Raw genomic sequence first — 18,193 nt, 5'->3', positions numbered from 1 at the left:
TCGAGGGTAGCGGGAACTCGGGCTCAAACCTCACATCTGAGTAGATCTACGTATCGTTGTCACCCATGGGTCGGACCCGCTTGTACCGCAACGGCGAACTCGCCGGCTCGGGCTTCCCGGTCGCCGACGTGGCCGGGCACCTGGAGGACGAGTCCTCGGTCGTGTGGTTCGACCTCTGCGCGCCCTCCGAGGACGAGATCACCCTGTTGCGTGACGAGCTGGGCCTGCACGAGCTGGCGATCGAGGACGCGTTCACCGAGCGCCAGCGGCCGAAGGTCGACCGCTACCCCACCCACCTGTTCCTCTCCGTCTACGCGGTCCGCTACGCCGGGCACGAGATCAGGACGTGCGAGGTCGACGTGTTCGTCACCCGCAACGCGCTCGTGACGGTGCGCGAGAGCGAGGACTACGACCTCTCGGGCGTGCAGCGGCGGTGGGACAGCGCGCCCGCGCTCGCGTCGAGCGGTGTCGGGTTCCTGCTGCACGGCCTGCTCGACGACGTCGTGGACGGCCACTACGCCGCCGCCGAACAGCTCGACGACGACATCGAGGCGCTCGAAGACCGCATCTACGACGAGAAGCCGCACGTCGGCCGCAAGGCGTTGCAGCTGCGGCGCGCCCTCGTGCAGCTGCGGCGCGTCGCACTGCCGATGCGCGAGGTGCTCGGCACGCTCCTGCACCGCGAGCACCAGCTCGTGGACGACGTGATGATGCCGTACTACCTGGACGTCAAGGACCACACGCTGTTCACGGCCGAGCTGACCGAGTCGATGCGGGAGCTGGTCACGAACCTGCGCGAGGCCGAGGTGGCGGTCCAGGGCAACCGGCTGAACTCCATCATGAAGAAGGTCACCAGCTGGGCCGCGATCATCGCGGTGCCGACGGCGATCTCGGGCTACTACGGCATGAACGTGCCGTACCCCGGCTTCGACCAGAGGTGGGGCTTCTGGGTGGCCACCGCGGGCATCCTCGGCCTCTCCTGGTTCCTGTACGTCATGTTCAAGCGCCGTGATTGGTTGTGAGACAGGCTTGAAGATCCACCTGACCCGCCGCGCGGAGCTCGCGGTCATCTCGATCGACGCTCCGCCGCTGAACCTCTACTCGCTCGACCTCGACGCCGAGTTCCACGACGCCCTGGACGAGCTGGGCGACGCGCGGGCGTTGCTCGTCAACGCCTCCGGCCGGGTCGTGTCCGGCGGCGTCGACGTGGGGCTGTTCGCGGCGCAGGAGTACCGCGAGGACGCGCAGGCGCTGTTCGACCGGATGCTCCTGCTCCCGCACCGCATCGCCGCGCTGGAGATCCCGACCGTCTTCGCCGCCCACGCCCTGTGCCTGACCTGGGCGTTCGAGGTGGCGCTGGCGTGCGACCTGGTCCTGGCCGCCGAAAGCGCCCGGTTCGGCCTGGTGGAGAAGGTCGTGGGCCTGACGCCGACGATGGGCGGCACGCAGCGCCTGGCGGCCCGCGCGGGCGTCGGCCGGGCGAAGGAGCTGGTGATGACCGGCGACCTCTACGACGCCGCGACGCTGGAACGCTGGAACGTCGTGAACCGCGTCCTCCCCGACGAGGGCTTCGCGGCGGAGGCCGAACGGTTCGCCGGAGCACTCGCGACCGGCCCGACCCGGGCGCATTTCGCGACCAAACAGGTTCTCGCACATTTCGAGAACGGCGGCGTTCCCGCCGCGGACGCGGCCGTCACGACCATCGCGTCCGCTTTGTTCGAGACCGAAGATCTTCCGCGCGCCGTCCACAGCTTCCTCACCGACGGACCGGGCCGCGCGACATTCACCGGTCGCTGATCTCACACATCAAAAAATCATATGGCTCGTTCACCGAACCGTGATCTACCTGCCCACACGCGCTGAGGCATTCCTTCCGGGCAGGAAGACGATGTTGTGGCACAACGAGTTCCGCTTGACTCCACTCGTCGTGCCGTGCATCGTGCTGACCGTTCAACGGCCCCCGGTACAAACTCCCCCGCACGAGTCTGTACACATTCCGCAACGGCCGACGACACAATCAGCGAGTTCACGGTCCCCCGTCGTGAACACGCGTGGAGGTAGAACCAGCCGTGAAACTGAGATTGGCCGTACTGCTGACCGGCGGTGTCCTCTCGCTGGCCGCCTGCGCCCCGACCCAGGCGGGCCAGCCGACACCGGTGGCCGGCAGCACCATCGCCACCTCGACCAGCACCACCGAAAGCTCCCCGCCCCCGTCCAGCAGCAGTTCCCCCGCCCCCAGCAGCTCCACCACCGCACCCCAGTCGGCGACGAACGGCCCCGTGAAGCCCCCGGCCGCCCAGCCCGCACCGGCCGGCTCCCCCGGCTGGAAGCTGACCCAGTCGAACACGGGCCTGGCCGCCGTCGGCCTGAGCTGCGACGCGCTCCCCGTCTACACCGGCCCCGCCTCCCCCGCCGCGGGCACCGTGATCTCGGGCAAGCGCATCGAACAGCCCCTGGTCCTCTTCGCGGGCAACATCACCGTCGAGAAGTCCTGCATCCGCCCGCTGAAGCTCGGCGAGGCCGCACCCCTGGTCACCACGAACGGCCCGTGCGGCAACAACTCCTGCCAGGTGACGAGCGCCCCGGTCACCATCCGAGACTCGAACATCGACGGCTCCAAGCTCTCCGCCTCGACCATCGCGAAGTCGTGCGCCTTCCTGGGCATCGGCACGCTGCAACGCAACTACATCACCGGCATGGGCTCCGGCATCTGCTTCTACAACACCGGCAGCTCCCTGAGCGGCCTGGCGGAAGGCAACTACGTCCGCGGCCTGCGCACAGCGGGCGACGCCCACAACGACGGCGCCACCGTCCGGGACTTCCCCCTGACCCGCAACCCTGGCCGGACCCTGACCTTCCGCAACAACCGCATCGACTGCTCCACCGGCCAGGACACCGGCGCCCTGTTCATCCAGACCTACGGCGGCGACATCGACAACGTCACCGTCGAGGGCAACCTCCTGGAGGGCGGCGGCTACCAGCTCGGCCTGGAGTCGAGCCACGGCAACCAGTACGGCCGCAACATGAAGTCCATCAACAACCGTTTCACCGGCTCCGGCTGGGGCGCCGCCTACGTCACCGCCAACGGCGTGGGCTACAAGTGGGCCGTCTGGCAGGACAACCACCTGCTGGACCCGAACGCCCCCGACGCCAAGGGCAAGCCCGCCGGCACCCCCTGAGCACCTGACCGGCAGCCTCGTCCCACCGCCGTCCTGTGCGGGAACGCGGGGGCCCCACGTTCCCCGTGAGGAAACGTAGGGCCCCCGCGTTCCCTTTCGGCCCGGTCTTCCGCGGCCGGTACACGAGGGTGTTTCGCGTTGTTGAACCGGCAGGTGGGAAGCGGGCGGGGAGAGTCAGTCGTTGTCCCTCAACTGCATCCACCGAGAACTCAACGAGTCCCAGATCTCCTGATATCGGACGAACATCTCCCGAATCCGCTCCTCCTCCACCTCCTCCGCCGGTGTGGAGGCGATGTAGTACCCCAGGTCGTCCTCCAGCCGGTGGAACCGGTGCGACGCCTCCTCCATCAACACCCACAACGACCGCCAGGCGAAGAACGGCTCCAATGCGGACACCACCGTCACGACCGCCACCAGGGCGAACGCGGTGCCGGTCCAGGGGTCGAGGTTCTGCAGGCCGAGGATGATGGTGGACACCGCCGAAAGCACCAATGTGGTCAGTCGGACCACCACGGACCTCAACCGGAAACCATGTTTCCTGGAACGCGCGTAGTCGTGTCCACGTGAGATCTGCGCGCGGAGGTGGTGTGCGAGTTCCAACGGCTTCAGGCCGGACGGCAAGTCGGTCACGCACCGCAGATTAGTTTCCGGGTACGTTTTCCGGTGTGCAGTTCGCAGGACCGAGAACCTTGCTCGCGATTCACGCCCACCCCGGCGACGAGTCGACGTCGACCGGGGGCATGCTCGCCCGGTATGCCAGGCAGGGTGCCCGCACCGTGGTGGTGACGTGCACCAACGGCGAGTTCGACGACGCTGCGAGTGGTGCGGTGCCCGGTGAGTTCGGGCACCACCCGAAGGCGGTGGCGGCGCATCGGCGGGCGGAGCTGTACGCGGCTTGTGACGCGTTGGGGATCAGCGACCTCGAACTGCTCGGCTACCACGACTCCGGTGCGGCCGGCGAGGTGCCGCAGGGCGGGTTCTGCACCATCCCGGTCGAGACGGCCGCCGGGCGGCTGGCTTCCCTGCTCGAACACTTCCAGCCGCAGGTGGTGGTCACGCACTACAGCACGCATCGCGACCACGTGCACGCGAACCGGGTGGCGGCGCTCGCTGTGCAGCGCACCGGTATCCCGGCCAAGCTCTACCTGACGGCCGTGGACGGGTCGACGACGATCGACATCGCCGAGGTCGCGGACGTGAAGCGCAAAGCGTTGCAGTGCCACGCCAGCCAGCAGCTGCCGGGGCAGTTCTCGTTGCGGGAGCACTACTTCCGGAAGTTCGACGTGACGGACGCGCCGCTGCCGGAGTCCGATCTCTTCGCGGGCATCACGACGAGCGGGCCGGACCTGCCGCGGTGGTCGTGAACCACCGCGGCGGGTCCGCACTCAGCGGCGGCCGAGCGACGTGCAGGTGAAGCCCGCCCGGCGGATCACGTCCGGGTCGAGGATGTTGCGCATGTCGACGACGACGGGCCGGCGCACGGTCTCGGCGAGCCGGGCCCAGTCCAGGGAGCGGAAGTCCGGCCACTCGGTCAGCACGACGAGGCCGTCCACGTCCTTGGCCGCCTGGTAAGGATCGTCCACAACGGACACCGAGCCGAGGTCCCTGCCGCCGGGCAGCGCCGGGTCGTAGGCGACCAGGTCGGCGCCCGCCTGCTTGAGCATCGCCGCCACGGCCAGTGCCGGTGAGTCGCGCAGGTCGTCCGTGCCCGCCTTGAACGTCAGGCCCAGCAGGCCAAGGCGGACGTGCGAGAGCGAGCCGCCGCGCTTGCCGGTGACGGCGAGGCGGACCTTCTCGACCATGCGCTGGCGCTGGCGCTCGTTGGTGTCGATCGTGGCGCGCAGCAGGCGAAACTCGAAGTCGGCCGCGTCGGCGACCTGGAGCATCGCGTGCGTGTCCTTGGGCAGGCACGAACCGCCCCAGCCGGGACCGGGGTTGAGGAACGCCTGGCCGATGCGCTTGTCGTAGCCCATGCCCTCGGTGACGTCGGTGATGTTCGCGCCGAGCCGTTCGCACAGCTCCGCGACCGCGTTGACGTACGAGAGCTTCATGGCGAGGAAGCAGTTTGCCGCGTACTTGACCATCTCGGCGGACGCGGCGTCGGTCAGCACCGTCGGCGCGCCGAGGCGGGCGTAGAGGGCGGCGACGCGTTCGGCGGCGTCCTGCTGGTCGCAGCCGACGACGATGCGGTCCGGGTTCAGGAAGTCGTGGACGGCCGTGCCCTCGCGCAGGAACTCGGGGTTCGACACGACGGCGACGTCGTCACGCCGCAGCAGCTCCGCGGTGCGCACGGCGGTGCCGACGGGCACCGTCGACTTGTTCACGATCACGCAGCCGGACGGCAGCAGCTCGCGCGTCTCGTCCACAACGGACTCGACGGCCTGGAGGTCGGCGATGCCGCCGACGCCCATCGGCGTGGGCACGCAGAGGAAGACGACCTCGGCCTCCGTCACCGCGGCGGACGCGCCGAGCACGAACGACAGGCGCCCGGACGCGAGGCCCTCGGCCACCAGCTCGGCGAGGCCCGGTTCGAGGATGTCGACCTCGCCGCGCGACAACCGTTCGACCTTCTCGGCGTCGACGTCCGCGCAGACCACGCTGTGGCCCAGCGACGCCAGGCAGGCGCCGGTGGTCAGGCCGACGTAGCCGGTGCCGACGACGGCGATCCTTCTGACGAACATCATTCTCCCGTCCGGGTCACGGCGAACGCGCGGAGCGCGGCGTCGTCGCTCACGTCGATCATCTTGTTGCCCCACTGGTCGGTGCCCGGCCCCAGCTCCGGCCTGCCGCCGGGGAACGGGCCGCGCGAGGCGAAGCCGGTGAGGCCGTCGAACACCGCCACGTAGTTCTCGGCCTGCGGACGCCAGTCGAGCTCGGCCTCGCAGCGGCGGCGGCCCTCGAAACCGAGGCGTGCGCGGCGTTCGGCGTCGTCGAGCAGGTCGAGCAGAGCCGTCGTGAACGCCTCGACGTCACCCGGCTCGACGTAGACGGCGCAGTCGCCGGCCGACACCACGGTCTCCGTCAGCCGGTACGAGACGACCGGCAGCGCGTAGGCCATGTATTCCATCGTCTTGTTCATGGTGGACACGTCGTTCAACGGCGACAGCGGGTCCGGCCCCAGGCCGACCGACGACGTCGACAGGTAACGGGTGATCTGTTCCGGCCCGACGCGTCCGGTGAACTCGACGTACGGGTCCAGTCCCCATGCGGTGGACTGCTTCTTCAGGTCTTCGAGGCAGTCGCCGAAACCGAGCAGCGCGAACCGGACGTCGGTGCGCCTGCGGTCGAACACGACGCGGCGAGCGACCTCCAGGACGCCGTCGACGCCGTCCTGCGGCCCCATGATCCCCAGGTACGCCACCAGATGCTTGCCACCGCGCCGCAGCTCGTCCACGCATTCGACGGGACGCATCACCGTCGTGTCCGGGCCGGAGCGCACGACGGAGGTGTGCTCGGGCGGCACGGAACCGCGCGTCCACGCGATCTTCTGGTACGAGGTGTTGGTCGACGTCACCCGGTCGGCCGTGCGGAACGTCCTGCGCTCCAGCCACTTCAGGACCCGGTACTGGAGCTTGCCCGCGACGCCCTTCGGCTCGCCGAAGCGGGACAGGAACACCTCGGGGTTGAGGTCGTGGTGGTCGAACAGGAACTTCACCCCGCCGAGCCGCCACAGCAGTGCGAGCGCCCAGTAGGTGTCCGGCGGGTTGCACGCCTGCATGACGTGGAATCGCCTGCGGGCGCGGACCTTCACGCTCAGCAACGCCGTGCGCACCCAGCAGTACAGGAACTCCCACGCATAGCCCAGCGCGCCTTCTGCTTGCGGCGGCGGAGCGTACTTGTACAGGTGCACTCCGTCGAGCACCTGGTACGCGGGATCACCCGGACCCTTGGGGCAGATCACCGAAACCTCGTACCCGGCCGCGGTGAGAGCGCGGCATTCCAGCCACACCCGGCGGTCCAGCGGCACGGGAAGGTTCTGCACGATGATCAACACGTGCGGAGATGACGTCACGTGTTGGTTCTCGTTCGGGAGGGCCGAACGGTTACAGCTGGGCCGCACTTCGTAACGACAGTTCGGAAACGCTCGATGTAGCGGGCACAAGCCCGAGTGCGAGGAGCGGTTGTGGAGCGGTCACCTGTCGCGGTGGTCATCGTCACGTACCAGAGCGAACAGGTCATCGCGGGATGCCTGGACTCGCTGCCCGATGACGTCAGGGTCATCGTCGTCGACAACGCCTCCACCGACGGAACTGTGGCGGCCGCCACTCGCCCCGGCGTGGAAGTCCTGCGCAGCCCGGTGAACGCCGGGTTCGCGGCGGGGGTGAACCTCGGCATCAAGGCCGCGGAAGGTCACGACGTCCTCGTGCTCAACGCCGACATCCGCCTGCACCCCGGCGCCCTGGAGGCGCTTCGCGCGGTGGACCAGCCGATCGTCGTGCCGCGCGTGGTCGACGAGAGCGGCGCGTTGTCGCACTCGCTGCGCCGCAGGCCGCGGGTCGCGGGCGCGTTCGCGGAGGCCCTGGTCGGCGGCGGCCGTGCCGGCCGGATCGGGCTGGGCGAGACGGTCACCTCCGCGCTCGCCTACCAGGGCGCCCACGCCGCCGACTGGGCGACCGGCTGCGCGTGGCTGGTCAAGCGCGAAACCGTTGAGCGGTACGGCCTTTTGGACGAACGGTTCTTCCTCTATTCGGAGGAGACCGACTACATGCTGACCGTCGGCGGCGTGTGGTTCGAGCCCCGCGCGACGGTCACGCACATCGGCGGCGAGGTGTCCACGAACGCCCGGCTGTGGTCGATGCTCATCACGAACAAGGTCCGGCTGCACCGCGAGCGCCACGGCCGGTTCGCCGGGTTCGGGATGTGGCTCGCGATGGTGGTCAACGAAGGGCTCCGCGCGGCGTCGCCGAAGCACCGCACCGCGTTGAGGAGCCTGTTCGGGATGCGCCGCTGGCCGGAGGAGGTCGCCTCCGAAGGGCCGAGCTACCTGTGCTTCTCCGCGCAGGACTGGTGGTACCACAACCGGGCGCACTCCGACTTCCAGCTGCTGCGCCGGGTCGCCAAGCACCGCAAGGTGCTGCTGGTCAACAGCATCGGCCTGCGCATGCCGTCGCCGGGCAAGAGCACGCAGTTCCTGCGCCGGATCCTGCGCAAGGCCAAGAGCGTCGCGATGCTCGTGCGCCGTCCGGTCCCCGAGACGCCGAACTTCTACGTGATGACGCCCGCTCCCCTGCCGTTCTACGGCAAGCCGTGGCTGCGCAAGCTGAACTCCGTCCTCGTCCGTGCCCAGGTCCGCGCGGTGTGCTTCTTCCTGCGGATGGGCACGCCGGTCGTCGTCGCCACGATTCCCACGGCGTGGGACGTCGTGCAGCCGATGAAGACGAAGGGCCTGGTGTTCAACCGCTCCGACCGGCACTCCGCGTTCCCCGAGGCCGACCAGGGCACGATCGCCGCGCTGGAGAACCAGCTGCTGTCCAATTCGGACACCGTGCTGTACGTGAGCCGGGCTCTGCAGGACGAGGAGTCGGCGCTGACGGGTGAGCGCGCTCACTTCCTCGACCACGGCGTGGACGTCGACCACTTCACCCGCCGCACCGAGCTGCCCGCGGACATCGCGTCGATCCCGGGGCCGCGCATCGGGTTCTTCGGCAGCCTCGACGACTACCTGGTGGACTTCGACCTGATCGAACGGGTCGCGCAGGAGTTCCCGGACGCGTCGGTCGTGCTGATCGGCGACGCCACCTGCTCGATGGAGCGCTACGAGAAGTACCCGAACGTCCACTGGCTGGACTTCCGCTCCTACGAGCAGATCCCCGGCTACGGCTCCGGCTTCGACGTGGCGCTGATGCCGTGGCTCGACAACGACTGGATCAAGCACGCCAACCCGATCAAGATGAAGGAGTACCTCGCCCTCGGCCTGGCCGTGGTGTCGACGGACTTCCCCGAGGTCGCGCGCTACGGCGACGTGATCCGGATCGCCAAGGGCGAGGCCGACTTCGTCGACCAGATCCGCCTCACCCTCAAGGACGGCGGTCTGAAGACCCCGTCCGAACGTCGTGCGGCCGTGCTGACCGCTTCGTGGGACTCCCGTGCCCGCGAGCTCATGCAGCTCGCGGAAGGGCAGAAGTAACCCATGTGCGGAATCGCAGGCATCCGGCGGTTCGACGGCGCCCCCGTCTCCCGTGAGCTGCTCGCCGAGATGGCGAAGCGGCTGCACCACCGCGGCCCTGACGACAGCGGGTTCTGGGCGGAGGGCTCGATCGGCTTCGCTCACACCCGGCTGTCGATCATCGACCTGGCCGGCTCGCCGCAGCCGATGGCGGGCGCGTCCGGCACGACCACGATCGCCTTCAACGGCGAGATCCTGAACTACCGGCAGCTGCGCGAGGAGCTGGACTACCCGTTCCGCACGAACGGCGACACCGAGGTGCTGCTGGCGCTGTACGAGCAGCACGGCCCGGCCGCCGTGACGAAGCTGCGCGGCCAGTTCGCCTACGCCCTGCACGACGCGAAGACCGGCGAGACGCATCTCTTCCGCGACCGGCTGGGCATCCTGCCGCTGTACTACTACGCCGACTCGGCGATGTTCGCCTTCGCGTCCGAGATCAAGGCACTGCTGCCGGCGATCGGCACGGCCGAGGTCGACACCGAGTCGCTGCACGACTACCTGGCGCACCGGTCGGTTCCGGCACCGCACACGCTGGTGCGCGGGGTCAGGAAGGTGCCGCAGGGCCACCACCTCGTCGTCTCGGCGTCGGGCGAGGTGCGGACGGAGCCGTACTGGGAGCTGCCGCGCGAGTCGGAGGTCCGGCGGGTCAGCCCGCAGGAGGCCGTCCGGCTGGTCGACGAGGCGCTGACGGCGTCGGTGCGCGACGCGCTGGTGGCGGACGTGCCGGTCGGCGCGTACCTGTCCGGCGGCGTCGACTCGTCGCTGATCACGGCACTGGTGGCGCGCGAGCGCGGCGGCGCGGAGCTGCACACGTTCTCCGCCGGGTTCGGCGACCCGCGGGTGGACGAGCTGCACTGGGCGGACAAGGTCGCCGGGATCGTCGGCAGCGAGCACCACAGCGTGGTCGTGACGGCCGACGACTTCCGCGACAGCTGGGCGAAGCTGTCCTGGCACCGCGACGCGCCGCTGTCCGAACCCGCCGACGTGGCCGTGTTCCGCCTCGCCGAGCTGGCCCGCAGGGACGTGAAGGTCGTGCTGTCCGGTGAGGGCAGCGACGAGCTGTTCGGCGGCTACCCGAAGTACCGCTTCGCCCAGGCCACCCGGCTGGCGGGCGTCGCGCCGTCGGCCGCGTTGCGCCGCCTGGAGAAGGCGCTCCCGGCCTCGAAGGCACGGCTGGGCATCGCCCTGCGCGCCATCGGCGAACCGACCTACGCCGAACGGATGCGCGGCTGGTTCGCGCCGTTCACGCTCGCCGAGCGCGCCGAGCTGCTGGGCGGCCCGGCGACCCGGTCGGTGCTCGCGCCGTACGAGAACGGGCGCGGGGACGCGTTGCGGCGCATGCTCTACGCCGACTCGCACACCTGGCTCGCCGACAACCTCCTCGAACGCGGCGACCGCATGTCAATGGCCGCGTCGCTGGAACTGCGTCCGCCGTTCCTCGACCACCGCGTCGCCGAGCTCGCGTTCTCACTGCCCAGCAACGTGAAGGTGCGCGGCGGCACGACCAAGTGGGTCGTGAAGGAGGTGGCGCGGCAGCACCTCCCGGCCGACATCGTCGACCGGCCCAAGTCGGGCTTCAAGGTGCCGCTCGACGCCTGGTTCCGCGACGGGTTGCGGGACATGGCCTACGACCTGCTGACAGGACCCACGTCGTTCGTGGGCAGGACCTTCGACCGGGCCGCGGTGAGGTCGCTGCTCGACGGCCACGACTCGGGAGACCGCAACGAACAGCCGCGGATCTGGACGCTGCTGTCGCTGGAGGTCTGGCACCAAACGCTCAGCTGGTAGGACATCTCATGTACGTCGCCTCGTCACGCCCCGCCAAGACCGACTTCCGCAAGCGGTTGCCCGGCACGGTGTTCGCCCTCGGCACGGTCAGCCTGCTGACCGACGTCTCGGCCGAGATGATCACCGCGTTCCTGCCGGTGTACCTGCTGTTCACGTTGCAGCTCGGGTACGCGCAGTTCGGTCTGCTGGACGGCATCTACACCGGTGCCACGGCCGTGCTGAGGCTCGTCGGCGGCGGCGTCTCCGACCGGTTCCGCAGGCCGAAGGCCGTCTCGGCCGCGGGCTACGGGCTGTCGGCCGTCACCAAGCTGCTGTTCCCGCTGGTGGGCGCGTCGGCGTTCGGCATCGGCGCGCTGATGGCCGCCGACCGCGCGGGCAAGGGCATCCGGACCGCGCCGCGGGACGCGATGATCTCGCTGGCCACGCCGGAGGACCGGCTGGGCGCGGCGTTCGGCGTGCACCGCAGCATGGACACGTTCGGCGCGTTGCTGGGCCCGCTCGTCACGTTCCTGCTGCTGGCCCAGATCGGCATGGTGCCGGGGCCGATCTTCGCGGTGTCGGCGGCGTTCGCGGTCATCGGGCTGATCGTGCTGGTGGCATTCGTGCGGGAACCGAAGGCGGAGAAGCCGCCCAAGGGGCCGCGGCCGTCGTTCCGGGCAGGGCTCAACCTGCTCACCGACAAGGGGTTCCGCCGCACGACCGTCTCCGCCGGCCTGCTGGGCCTCGCCACGGTGTCGGACGCGTTCGTCTACGTGCTGGTGCAGAAGGCGACGAACATCTCACTCGGCTACCTGCCGCTGCTGCCGCTCGGCACGGCGATCGTGTTCCTGGTGGCCGCCGCGCCGCTCGGGAAGCTCTCCGACAAGGTCGGCCGCTGGCGGATGTTCCTGGCCGGGCACGCGTTGCTGCTGGGCGTGTACGCGCTGCTGTTCATCCCGGAAGGTGGGATGGGCGTCGCCATCGCCGCGTTGCTGCTGCACGGCCTGTTCTACGCGGCCACGGACGGCGTGCTGTCGGCCAAGGTGAGCGAGACCGCACCGGAGTCGCTGCGGGCGTCCGGGCTGTCGGTCGTGCAGACGGGTCAGGCGCTGGGACGGCTCGTGTCGTCCGTCGCCTTTGGACTCCTCTTGCAGTACACGAGCGTCTCAACTGGCGTCGCGGTGGCGCTGGTAGCACTCACCGCGACGCTCATCGTCAGTTACGGCATCAACCGCGAGCAGCCAGCTTCTGCTTGATCGTCTCGAAGCCGTTCTTGCCCAGCACCTTCATGGCCGCGTTCTTCGCGGCGACGCGGCCCGAGTCGCGGAGGAACCGCACCGGCTGCGCCACCAGGCGGTCCTGGGCCACCGCGCGCGCACCCGGCGTGGACACGTCGTCCAGCGCGTCGCCGAACGCCGCCCGGTACGGCTCGGGCGACACGAGCCGGCCGCGTGTGCGGTTGGACACGTTGTTGCCGTGCACCACCTGGAGCCACGCGGGTGCGCCACCCAGCTCCACCACGGGGAAGTGCAGGTGCATCTGGTTGTGCCAGTGCGCCCAGCACGTCACGGGCTCTTCCCACGACTCGCGGACCGACACGAACGCGTTGTGCCGGTCGACCCGGTGGTACAGGCCGCCCGGCGACTTGATCAGGCCGTTCACCAGGTAGTACGCGGCGGTCGTCGTGGGCCGGGGCGCGGCGCAGAGGCGTTCGACGAAATCGACGGCGAGACCGTCGTCGTTGTCGAGGTTCGTGGTGATGAGCTCGGAGCCGGTGGCGGAGAACAGCGACCGGATGTCGGAACGAAGCTCCTGCCGCGAGACCTCCGCGCGGTACACGGGCGTGTAAGCGTCACCGTGTGAGGCGATCCGGTCCTTGAGCCATTGCGGTGACTCGGGGTCGAAGTAGATGAGCCACCGCGTCCGTTTGTCGGTCTGCGCCAGCACCGATGGCAGGCAGTAGCGTTCGAACAGGGCGACGCGTTCGGTCAGCCACCCCTCCTTCGCCCGGATGTAGCTCTCGGCACCTTTGGACGGCAGGTTGAAGCGCGTCAGGATGACGTGGTCGGCCATGACTCCCCTTCTCCGGGCACAAGGGCGTGTATCGGAGTCCTGTTCGATGAGAGTCGCGCCTGAGGTGGTTCCTGGCGGTGCGGCCGGACGACCCGCATACCGGTGTTGTATGTGGGTCGTCCGGCCGCGCCCCCAGGGGCCGCGTCAGGCCCGACTATCGCGGACTTGGACTTCGATGCACGCCCTTACATCGCTTGATGGGACCCGAACGTTGCGCGCTAACGGATCGGAGCCGATACCGATACCCAGGGTGTGCCAACGCTTCCCACAGTGGACGTCGTGATCCCCTGTTACAACTACGCCCATTTCCTGCCGTCGTGCGTCCGCAGCGTGCTGGACCAGCCCGGCGTGGACGTGCGGGTGCTTGTGATCGACGACACGTCGTCGGACAACACGCCCGAGGTGATGGCCGAGCTGATGGCCGCCGACAAACGCGTCGAGGGCTACCGGCACGAGGTGAACAAGGGGCACATCGCCACCTACAACGAGGGCCTGCTCGACTGGGCGAGCGCCGACTACACGGTGCTGCTGTCCGCCGACGACCTGCTGGCGCCGGGAGCGTTGCAGCGCGCCGCCGCGGTCTTCGAGCAGAACCCGGACGTGGGCATGGTCTACGGGCGCGTCGTGTACTACAGCGACCACAACGCGTTGCCCAAGGTGACGCAGTTACCCACGACGACCAAGGTCTGGCGCGGCGAGCAGTGGATCGAGAACCGGTTCCGCAGCAGCCGCAACGTGATCTCCTCGCCGGAGGTCGTCGTGCGGACGAAGGTCCAGCAGAAGGTGGGCGGCTACCGCGCCGACCTGCCGCACGCGGGTGACCTGGAGATGTGGCTGCGCATCGCGGCCGTGTCGGACATCGGGTACGTCAGCGGCAAGCCGGCCGCGTACTACCGGGTGCACGAGAACTCCATGATGCGCACGACGTTCAAGTCGGTGTTCGCCGACCTGGAGCAGCGGCGTGACGTGTTCGACCTCGTGCTGGAGCAGAACCCGGGCCTGCCGCGGCGGTTGAAGCCGTTGGCGCGCAAGGCCATCGCCGGTGACGCGCTGTGGCGGGCGGTGCGGCTGCACGACCGCGACCAGCTCGACGGCACCGAGAAGGAGCTGCTCGACTTCGCGCGGGAGACGTACCCGGCGCTGGAGGAGCTGCCGGAGTACCGGGCCCTGCTGCGCAGGCAGCGGTTCAACCCGCGGCTGCTGAGCCGCACCCAGCTCTTCCTTGCTCCCCACGCCTACAAGCGGGCGAAGCTGTGGGTCGGGACCCAGCGGTGGAAGTGGCGGGGCGAGTGGTGAGCGCCATCGACCAGGAACCCGGCTCGAAGGACACCGGCGCGGGCAACACCGCCCAGCTCGAAGGCCGCGTCTCCTCGGCCATCCGCTGGAGCGCGATCAACTCCCTGTTGCAACGCCTCGCCGCCGTCGGCATCAGCATCCTGCTGGCCCGGCTGATCGCACCCGAGCAGTTCGGTGTGTTCGCCGTCGCACTCGTCGTGCTCAACATCGTGCTGAGCGTGTCCGAACTGGGTGTGAGCGCCGCCCTCGTGCGCACCAACGACCCGGTCGAGGAGATGGCGCCGACCGTCACGACGCTGTCGCTGGCGTCCGGCACGATCCTCGCGCTGATCTGCGTGGTCGGCGCGCCCTGGTTCTCGAACGCGATGGACGCGCCGGAGGCCACCGGCGTCATCCAGCTCATGTCGATCGCCCTCGTCATCGCCGGCGCGTCCGCCGTGCCGGGGGCGATGATGCAGCGCAACTTCCGGCAGGACCACAAGTTCTACGCCGACACCGCCGCGTTCGTGGCCGGTACGGCGGTCGCGGTGGTGCTCGCGCTGATGGGGTTCGGTGCGTGGAGCCTCGCGTGGCAGCGGATCGCGCAGAACCTGTCGGCCGCCGTGATCATGTTCTGGCTCACGAAGGACCGGTTCCGGCCGGGCTGGAATCCCACGCAGGCCAAGGAGCTGCTCGCGTTCGGGCTGCCGCTCGCCGGGTCCAGCCTGCTGATCTTCGGTGTGATGAACGTCGACTACATCGTGGTCGGCGCGCTGCTCGGCACCGTGCCGCTGGGCTTCTACCTGCTGGCGTTCAACCTGGCCAGCTGGCCGGTCGCGGCGTTCTCGGCGCCGGTGCGCAGCGTGTCGCTGGCCGCGTTCTCGAAGGTCCGCGAGGACCCCGAGCTGTTCCAGCGGTCGTTCGGGCGCGCGCTGGGCCTCCTGGCGCTCGTCACGGTGCCCGCGTGCGTGCTGCTGGCGGCACTGGCCGAACCGCTCATCCGCGTCGTCTACGGCGAACGCTGGGCCCCCGCGGCGGCCGCACTGGCGTTGCTGGTGCTGCTCGGCGCGGTGCGGGTGGCGCTGGAGCTGGGGTACGACTTCCTGGCGTCCGCGGGCCGGTCGCGGGCGATCCTGTGGATCCACCTCGTCTGGCTCGGCGCGCTGGTGCCGCTGCTGGCGCTCGGGGCGCACCTCGACGGCATCCGCGGCGTCGCGGCGGCCCACGTGATCGTCGCCGTGCTGGTCATCACGCCCGCGTACCTGGTCACGTTCCGGCCCTACGGCATCCGCGCCGGGGCTCTCGGCGCGCGGCTGCTGCGGCCGTTCCTCGGCGGTGTGCTGATGGTCGCCGTGGTGCTGGGCGTCCGTTCGGTGATCGACAGCGAGCTGCTGCAGATCCTCGTGGGCGGTGTGCTGGCGTGCCTCGCCTACGCGCTCGTGGTGTTCCCGCTGCGACACGAAGTCCTTGCCGTTCTGAAGAAGAGGGCCACCGCGTGAGACGGCTGAGACAGGTCACGAAGATCGTCCGCGAGCAGGGGGCGAAGCAGCTGGGCGCCCGCCTCGTCAGCGCCGCGTCCCGCCGTCTCGGCGTCGAGGGCGAGGACCTGCCGGTGCGGCTGGAGGACGTCCGCAAGGCCGACGTCGAGGCGCACCGGCCTGTCGTCGTGCCGCCGATCCCTCCGGACGGCAGGCTGACCGTCAACTGGGTCACCACTCCCCCGTCCAAGGGCTCCGGCGGCCACACCACGATGTTCCGGCTGATCCGGCACCTGGAGTCGGCCGGTCACACGTGCCAGCTGTACCTGTACGACACGTTCGGCAACACCGCCGCCGACCTCGAACCCCGCATCCGCGAGGCGTTCCCCTTCTTCCGGGGCACGATCCACGACGTGACCGACGGCATGGCGGACGCGCACGCGGTGTTCGCGACGGCGTGGATCACCGCCTACCCGGCGTTCAACGACCCTTGCCAGGGCAAGAGGTTCTACCTCGTGCAGGACTACGAGCCGTGGTTCTACCCGCAGGGCGGCCTCTACACGCTCGCGGAGAACACCTACCGGATGGGCATGCACGGCTTCACCGCCGGGCGGTTCCTCGCCGACAAGGTCCTCGACGAGCACGGCATGCCCGCCGACCACTTCGACTTCGGCTGTGACGCGGACCGGTACTCGCTGCGCGGCGAGAAGCGCGACGGCATCGTCTTCTACGCCCGGCGCAAGGCCCCGCGGCGCGCGTTCGAGCTGGGCCTGCTCGCGCTGGAGCTGTTCGCCGAGCGGCACCCGGACCTCAAGATCCACGTCTACGGCGAGAAGATCGGGCAGCTCGGCCCCCAGTTCGTCGACCACGGCCTGGTCACGCCCGACGACCTCAACGACATCTACAACCGCTGCTTCGCCGGTCTGTCGCTGTCGATGACGAACGTCTCCCTGGTGCCGCACGAGATGCTCGCCGCCGGATGCATCCCCGTGGTGAACGACGCGCACTTCAACCGCGTAGTACTGGACAACGACCACGTCCGGTACGCGGCACCGACCCCGCACTCGCTGGCGCGTGCGCTGTCCGAAGTGGTCACATCGCCGGACTTCGACGCGACCGCACGCGCGGCCGCGTCCAGTGTGGAGGGACGGTCCTGGGATGCGGCGGGACTCGAGCTGGAGAAGGTGCTCGGCCGCGAGCTGGCTACGTGACGGGCGACGGCGAGGTGGCGTCCGGGATCAGCACCCGTGCGGGCTCCGAGCCGTCGGCGGGGGCGACGTGAACGGCGGGCAGCCTCGCGTCCTTCGGCACGGCGGCGAACGCCACCTCGGTGTCGCTGAGCCACGTCGTCTGGTCGTCGATGCCCGCGGTGCCCGGCAGCCGCTTCTCCTCGTTCGTGGTGAGGTCGAGCACAGCGAGGTCCCACGGGCCGAGACGGCCGATGCGCTTCTTGTAGGCGATCTTGGTGCCGTCCGGGGAAAGCGAGGGGCACTCGGCGTCGCGGCGCAGCGACGTCACGGACTTCGTCTCCAGGTCGCCCTTCACGAGCCAGGTGAACCCGCCGCTCGCGATCGTCGCGTAGAAGGTCCGGTCGTCGGAGGCGACGGTCAGGCCCCAGTAGTTGACGTCACTCGCGGTGAGCACGGAACCCTCCACAGTGGCCGTGAAGTGCTCGATCGACTCCTCCGTCGCACCGGTGCGCAGGTCGAGGTACCCCGTCCTGGTGGAGAACCCGCCGGGCACCGCGTACGAGTCGCCGCTCACGAAACTGGTCCACGTCACCAGGTTCCCGGTCACCGAGACCTTCGCGCGGCTCGGGATGCCGGGCAGCGGCACGGTCCGGAACGGCTTGCCGTCGCGGCTCACCTCGGCGGCGTAGGACGGGCCGGGGCCGGACAGCTTGAGGCAGACGCTCGTGCCCGCGGCGGCGAAGAAGCGCTGGCAGGCGATGTCGGTCGGGCTGCGCGTGCCGCCCGCCAGCTTCTCGACCCGGTGCTGGCCGCCCGCGAGGTCGACGAACAGCAGGTCACCGGCCCTGGCCTCGGCCACGGGCTCCGCGTCGGCGGAAGCCGGTTGCTTCGCGTCGGTGGCGGCCGTGACGACGTACGCCGCCGTTCCGCCGATGACCACGAGAATGGCCGCACCAGCCACGGCCAGTCGTCGCACACGCATTCTGCCTCCTGGATTCCCCTCCTTCATCGCCGCCGCGCTACCGGCTGTAACAATCGGCAGCTCACCCCGATTTTCCTGGTGGG

At 69.6% G+C, this 18,193-nt stretch carries 15 protein-coding genes; 10 read left to right on the top strand and 5 right to left on the bottom strand.

Going from position 1 to position 18,193, the window contains the following annotated elements:
- Nucleotides 1–65 precede the first annotated feature (65 nt).
- From BLT23_RS14000 to BLT23_RS13985, 3 genes are all read left to right on the top strand, one after another.
- A complete protein-coding gene (locus BLT23_RS14000) occupies nucleotides 66–1,022 on the top strand; it encodes a magnesium transporter CorA family protein (RefSeq protein WP_176946740.1) in 957 nt (318 codons plus the stop codon).
- A 7-nt stretch (nucleotides 1,023–1,029) separates the two neighbouring features.
- The gene (locus BLT23_RS13995; protein WP_245743943.1) at nucleotides 1,030–1,797 is read left to right on the top strand and encodes an enoyl-CoA hydratase/isomerase family protein; all 768 of its coding nucleotides are present in this window, start codon (nucleotides 1,030–1,032) and stop codon (nucleotides 1,795–1,797) included.
- Between the two features lie 272 nt (nucleotides 1,798–2,069).
- A complete protein-coding gene (locus BLT23_RS13985; protein ID WP_143035931.1) occupies nucleotides 2,070–3,179 on the top strand; it encodes a right-handed parallel beta-helix repeat-containing protein in 1,110 nt (369 codons plus the stop codon).
- A 174-nt stretch (nucleotides 3,180–3,353) separates the two neighbouring features.
- On the opposite strand, the gene BLT23_RS13980 is transcribed toward BLT23_RS13985, so the two are convergent.
- A complete protein-coding gene (locus tag BLT23_RS13980; protein ID WP_245743942.1) occupies nucleotides 3,354–3,809 on the bottom strand; it encodes a DUF4231 domain-containing protein in 456 nt (151 codons plus the stop codon).
- A 35-nt stretch (nucleotides 3,810–3,844) separates the two neighbouring features.
- On the opposite strand from BLT23_RS13980, the gene BLT23_RS13975 reads away from it, so the two are divergent.
- Complete coding sequence (locus BLT23_RS13975; protein WP_090049179.1) at nucleotides 3,845–4,543, top strand: PIG-L deacetylase family protein; 699 nt, start codon at nucleotides 3,845–3,847, stop codon at nucleotides 4,541–4,543.
- Nucleotides 4,544–4,564: 21 nt separating this feature from the next.
- Here BLT23_RS13975 and BLT23_RS13970 read toward each other — a convergent pair whose 3' ends face one another.
- Nucleotides 4,565–5,860, bottom strand: a complete 1,296-nt coding sequence (locus tag BLT23_RS13970; RefSeq protein ID WP_090049177.1) for a UDP-glucose dehydrogenase family protein — start codon at nucleotides 5,858–5,860, stop codon at nucleotides 4,565–4,567.
- Nucleotides 5,860–7,173, bottom strand: a complete 1,314-nt coding sequence (locus BLT23_RS13965; protein WP_245743941.1) for a glycosyltransferase family 4 protein — start codon at nucleotides 7,171–7,173, stop codon at nucleotides 5,860–5,862. Before BLT23_RS13965 ends, BLT23_RS13970 begins: the two co-directional genes overlap by 1 nt.
- Nucleotides 7,174–7,302: 129 nt before the next feature.
- Between BLT23_RS13965 and BLT23_RS13960 the strand changes: the two genes are divergently transcribed.
- The 3 genes from BLT23_RS13960 to BLT23_RS13950 are packed head-to-tail and all read left to right on the top strand — an operon-like array spanning nucleotide 7,303 to nucleotide 12,368.
- A complete protein-coding gene (locus tag BLT23_RS13960; RefSeq protein WP_090049174.1) occupies nucleotides 7,303–9,306 on the top strand; it encodes a glycosyltransferase in 2,004 nt (667 codons plus the stop codon).
- Nucleotides 9,307–9,309: 3 nt separating this feature from the next.
- The gene (gene asnB, locus BLT23_RS13955; protein ID WP_176946739.1) at nucleotides 9,310–11,133 is read left to right on the top strand and encodes an asparagine synthase (glutamine-hydrolyzing); all 1,824 of its coding nucleotides are present in this window, start codon (nucleotides 9,310–9,312) and stop codon (nucleotides 11,131–11,133) included.
- An 8-nt stretch (nucleotides 11,134–11,141) separates the two neighbouring features.
- The gene (locus BLT23_RS13950) at nucleotides 11,142–12,368 is read left to right on the top strand and encodes an MFS transporter (protein ID WP_090049172.1); all 1,227 of its coding nucleotides are present in this window, start codon (nucleotides 11,142–11,144) and stop codon (nucleotides 12,366–12,368) included.
- Here BLT23_RS13950 and BLT23_RS13945 read toward each other — a convergent pair.
- Nucleotides 12,340–13,185, bottom strand: a complete 846-nt coding sequence (locus BLT23_RS13945; protein ID WP_090049170.1) for a glycosyltransferase — start codon at nucleotides 13,183–13,185, stop codon at nucleotides 12,340–12,342. The genes BLT23_RS13950 and BLT23_RS13945 overlap by 29 nt on opposite strands.
- A gap of 252 nt (nucleotides 13,186–13,437) precedes the next feature.
- Here BLT23_RS13945 and BLT23_RS13940 point away from each other — a divergent pair, with 252 nt between their 5' ends.
- From BLT23_RS13940 to BLT23_RS13930, 3 genes are read left to right on the top strand one after another with little or no spacing between them, the layout of a single operon-like run.
- Nucleotides 13,438–14,481 (top strand): glycosyltransferase, encoded by a 1,044-nt coding sequence (locus BLT23_RS13940; protein WP_090049167.1) that lies wholly within the window; start codon nucleotides 13,438–13,440, stop codon nucleotides 14,479–14,481.
- Complete coding sequence (locus BLT23_RS13935) at nucleotides 14,478–15,959, top strand: lipopolysaccharide biosynthesis protein (RefSeq protein WP_245743939.1); 1,482 nt, start codon at nucleotides 14,478–14,480, stop codon at nucleotides 15,957–15,959. The genes BLT23_RS13940 and BLT23_RS13935 overlap by 4 nt, the downstream gene beginning before the upstream one ends.
- Entirely contained in the window at nucleotides 15,956–17,149 is a 1,194-nt protein-coding gene (locus tag BLT23_RS13930; protein ID WP_090049164.1) for a rhamnosyltransferase WsaF family glycosyltransferase, read from the top strand. The genes BLT23_RS13935 and BLT23_RS13930 overlap by 4 nt, the downstream gene beginning before the upstream one ends.
- Here the strand turns inward: BLT23_RS13930 and BLT23_RS13925 are convergent.
- Nucleotides 17,142–18,110: a TolB family protein gene (locus BLT23_RS13925; RefSeq protein WP_090049161.1), complete on the bottom strand. Its 969-nt coding sequence runs from the start codon at nucleotides 18,108–18,110 to the stop codon at nucleotides 17,142–17,144. The genes BLT23_RS13930 and BLT23_RS13925 overlap by 8 nt on opposite strands.
- Nucleotides 18,111–18,193 lie beyond the last annotated feature (83 nt).

The organism is Lentzea fradiae (genome assembly GCF_900100955.1).
GTDB classification, from domain to species: Bacteria; Actinomycetota; Actinomycetes; order Mycobacteriales; family Pseudonocardiaceae; genus Lentzea; species Lentzea fradiae.
This window is presented reverse-complemented; position numbering and strand designations above follow the sequence as displayed.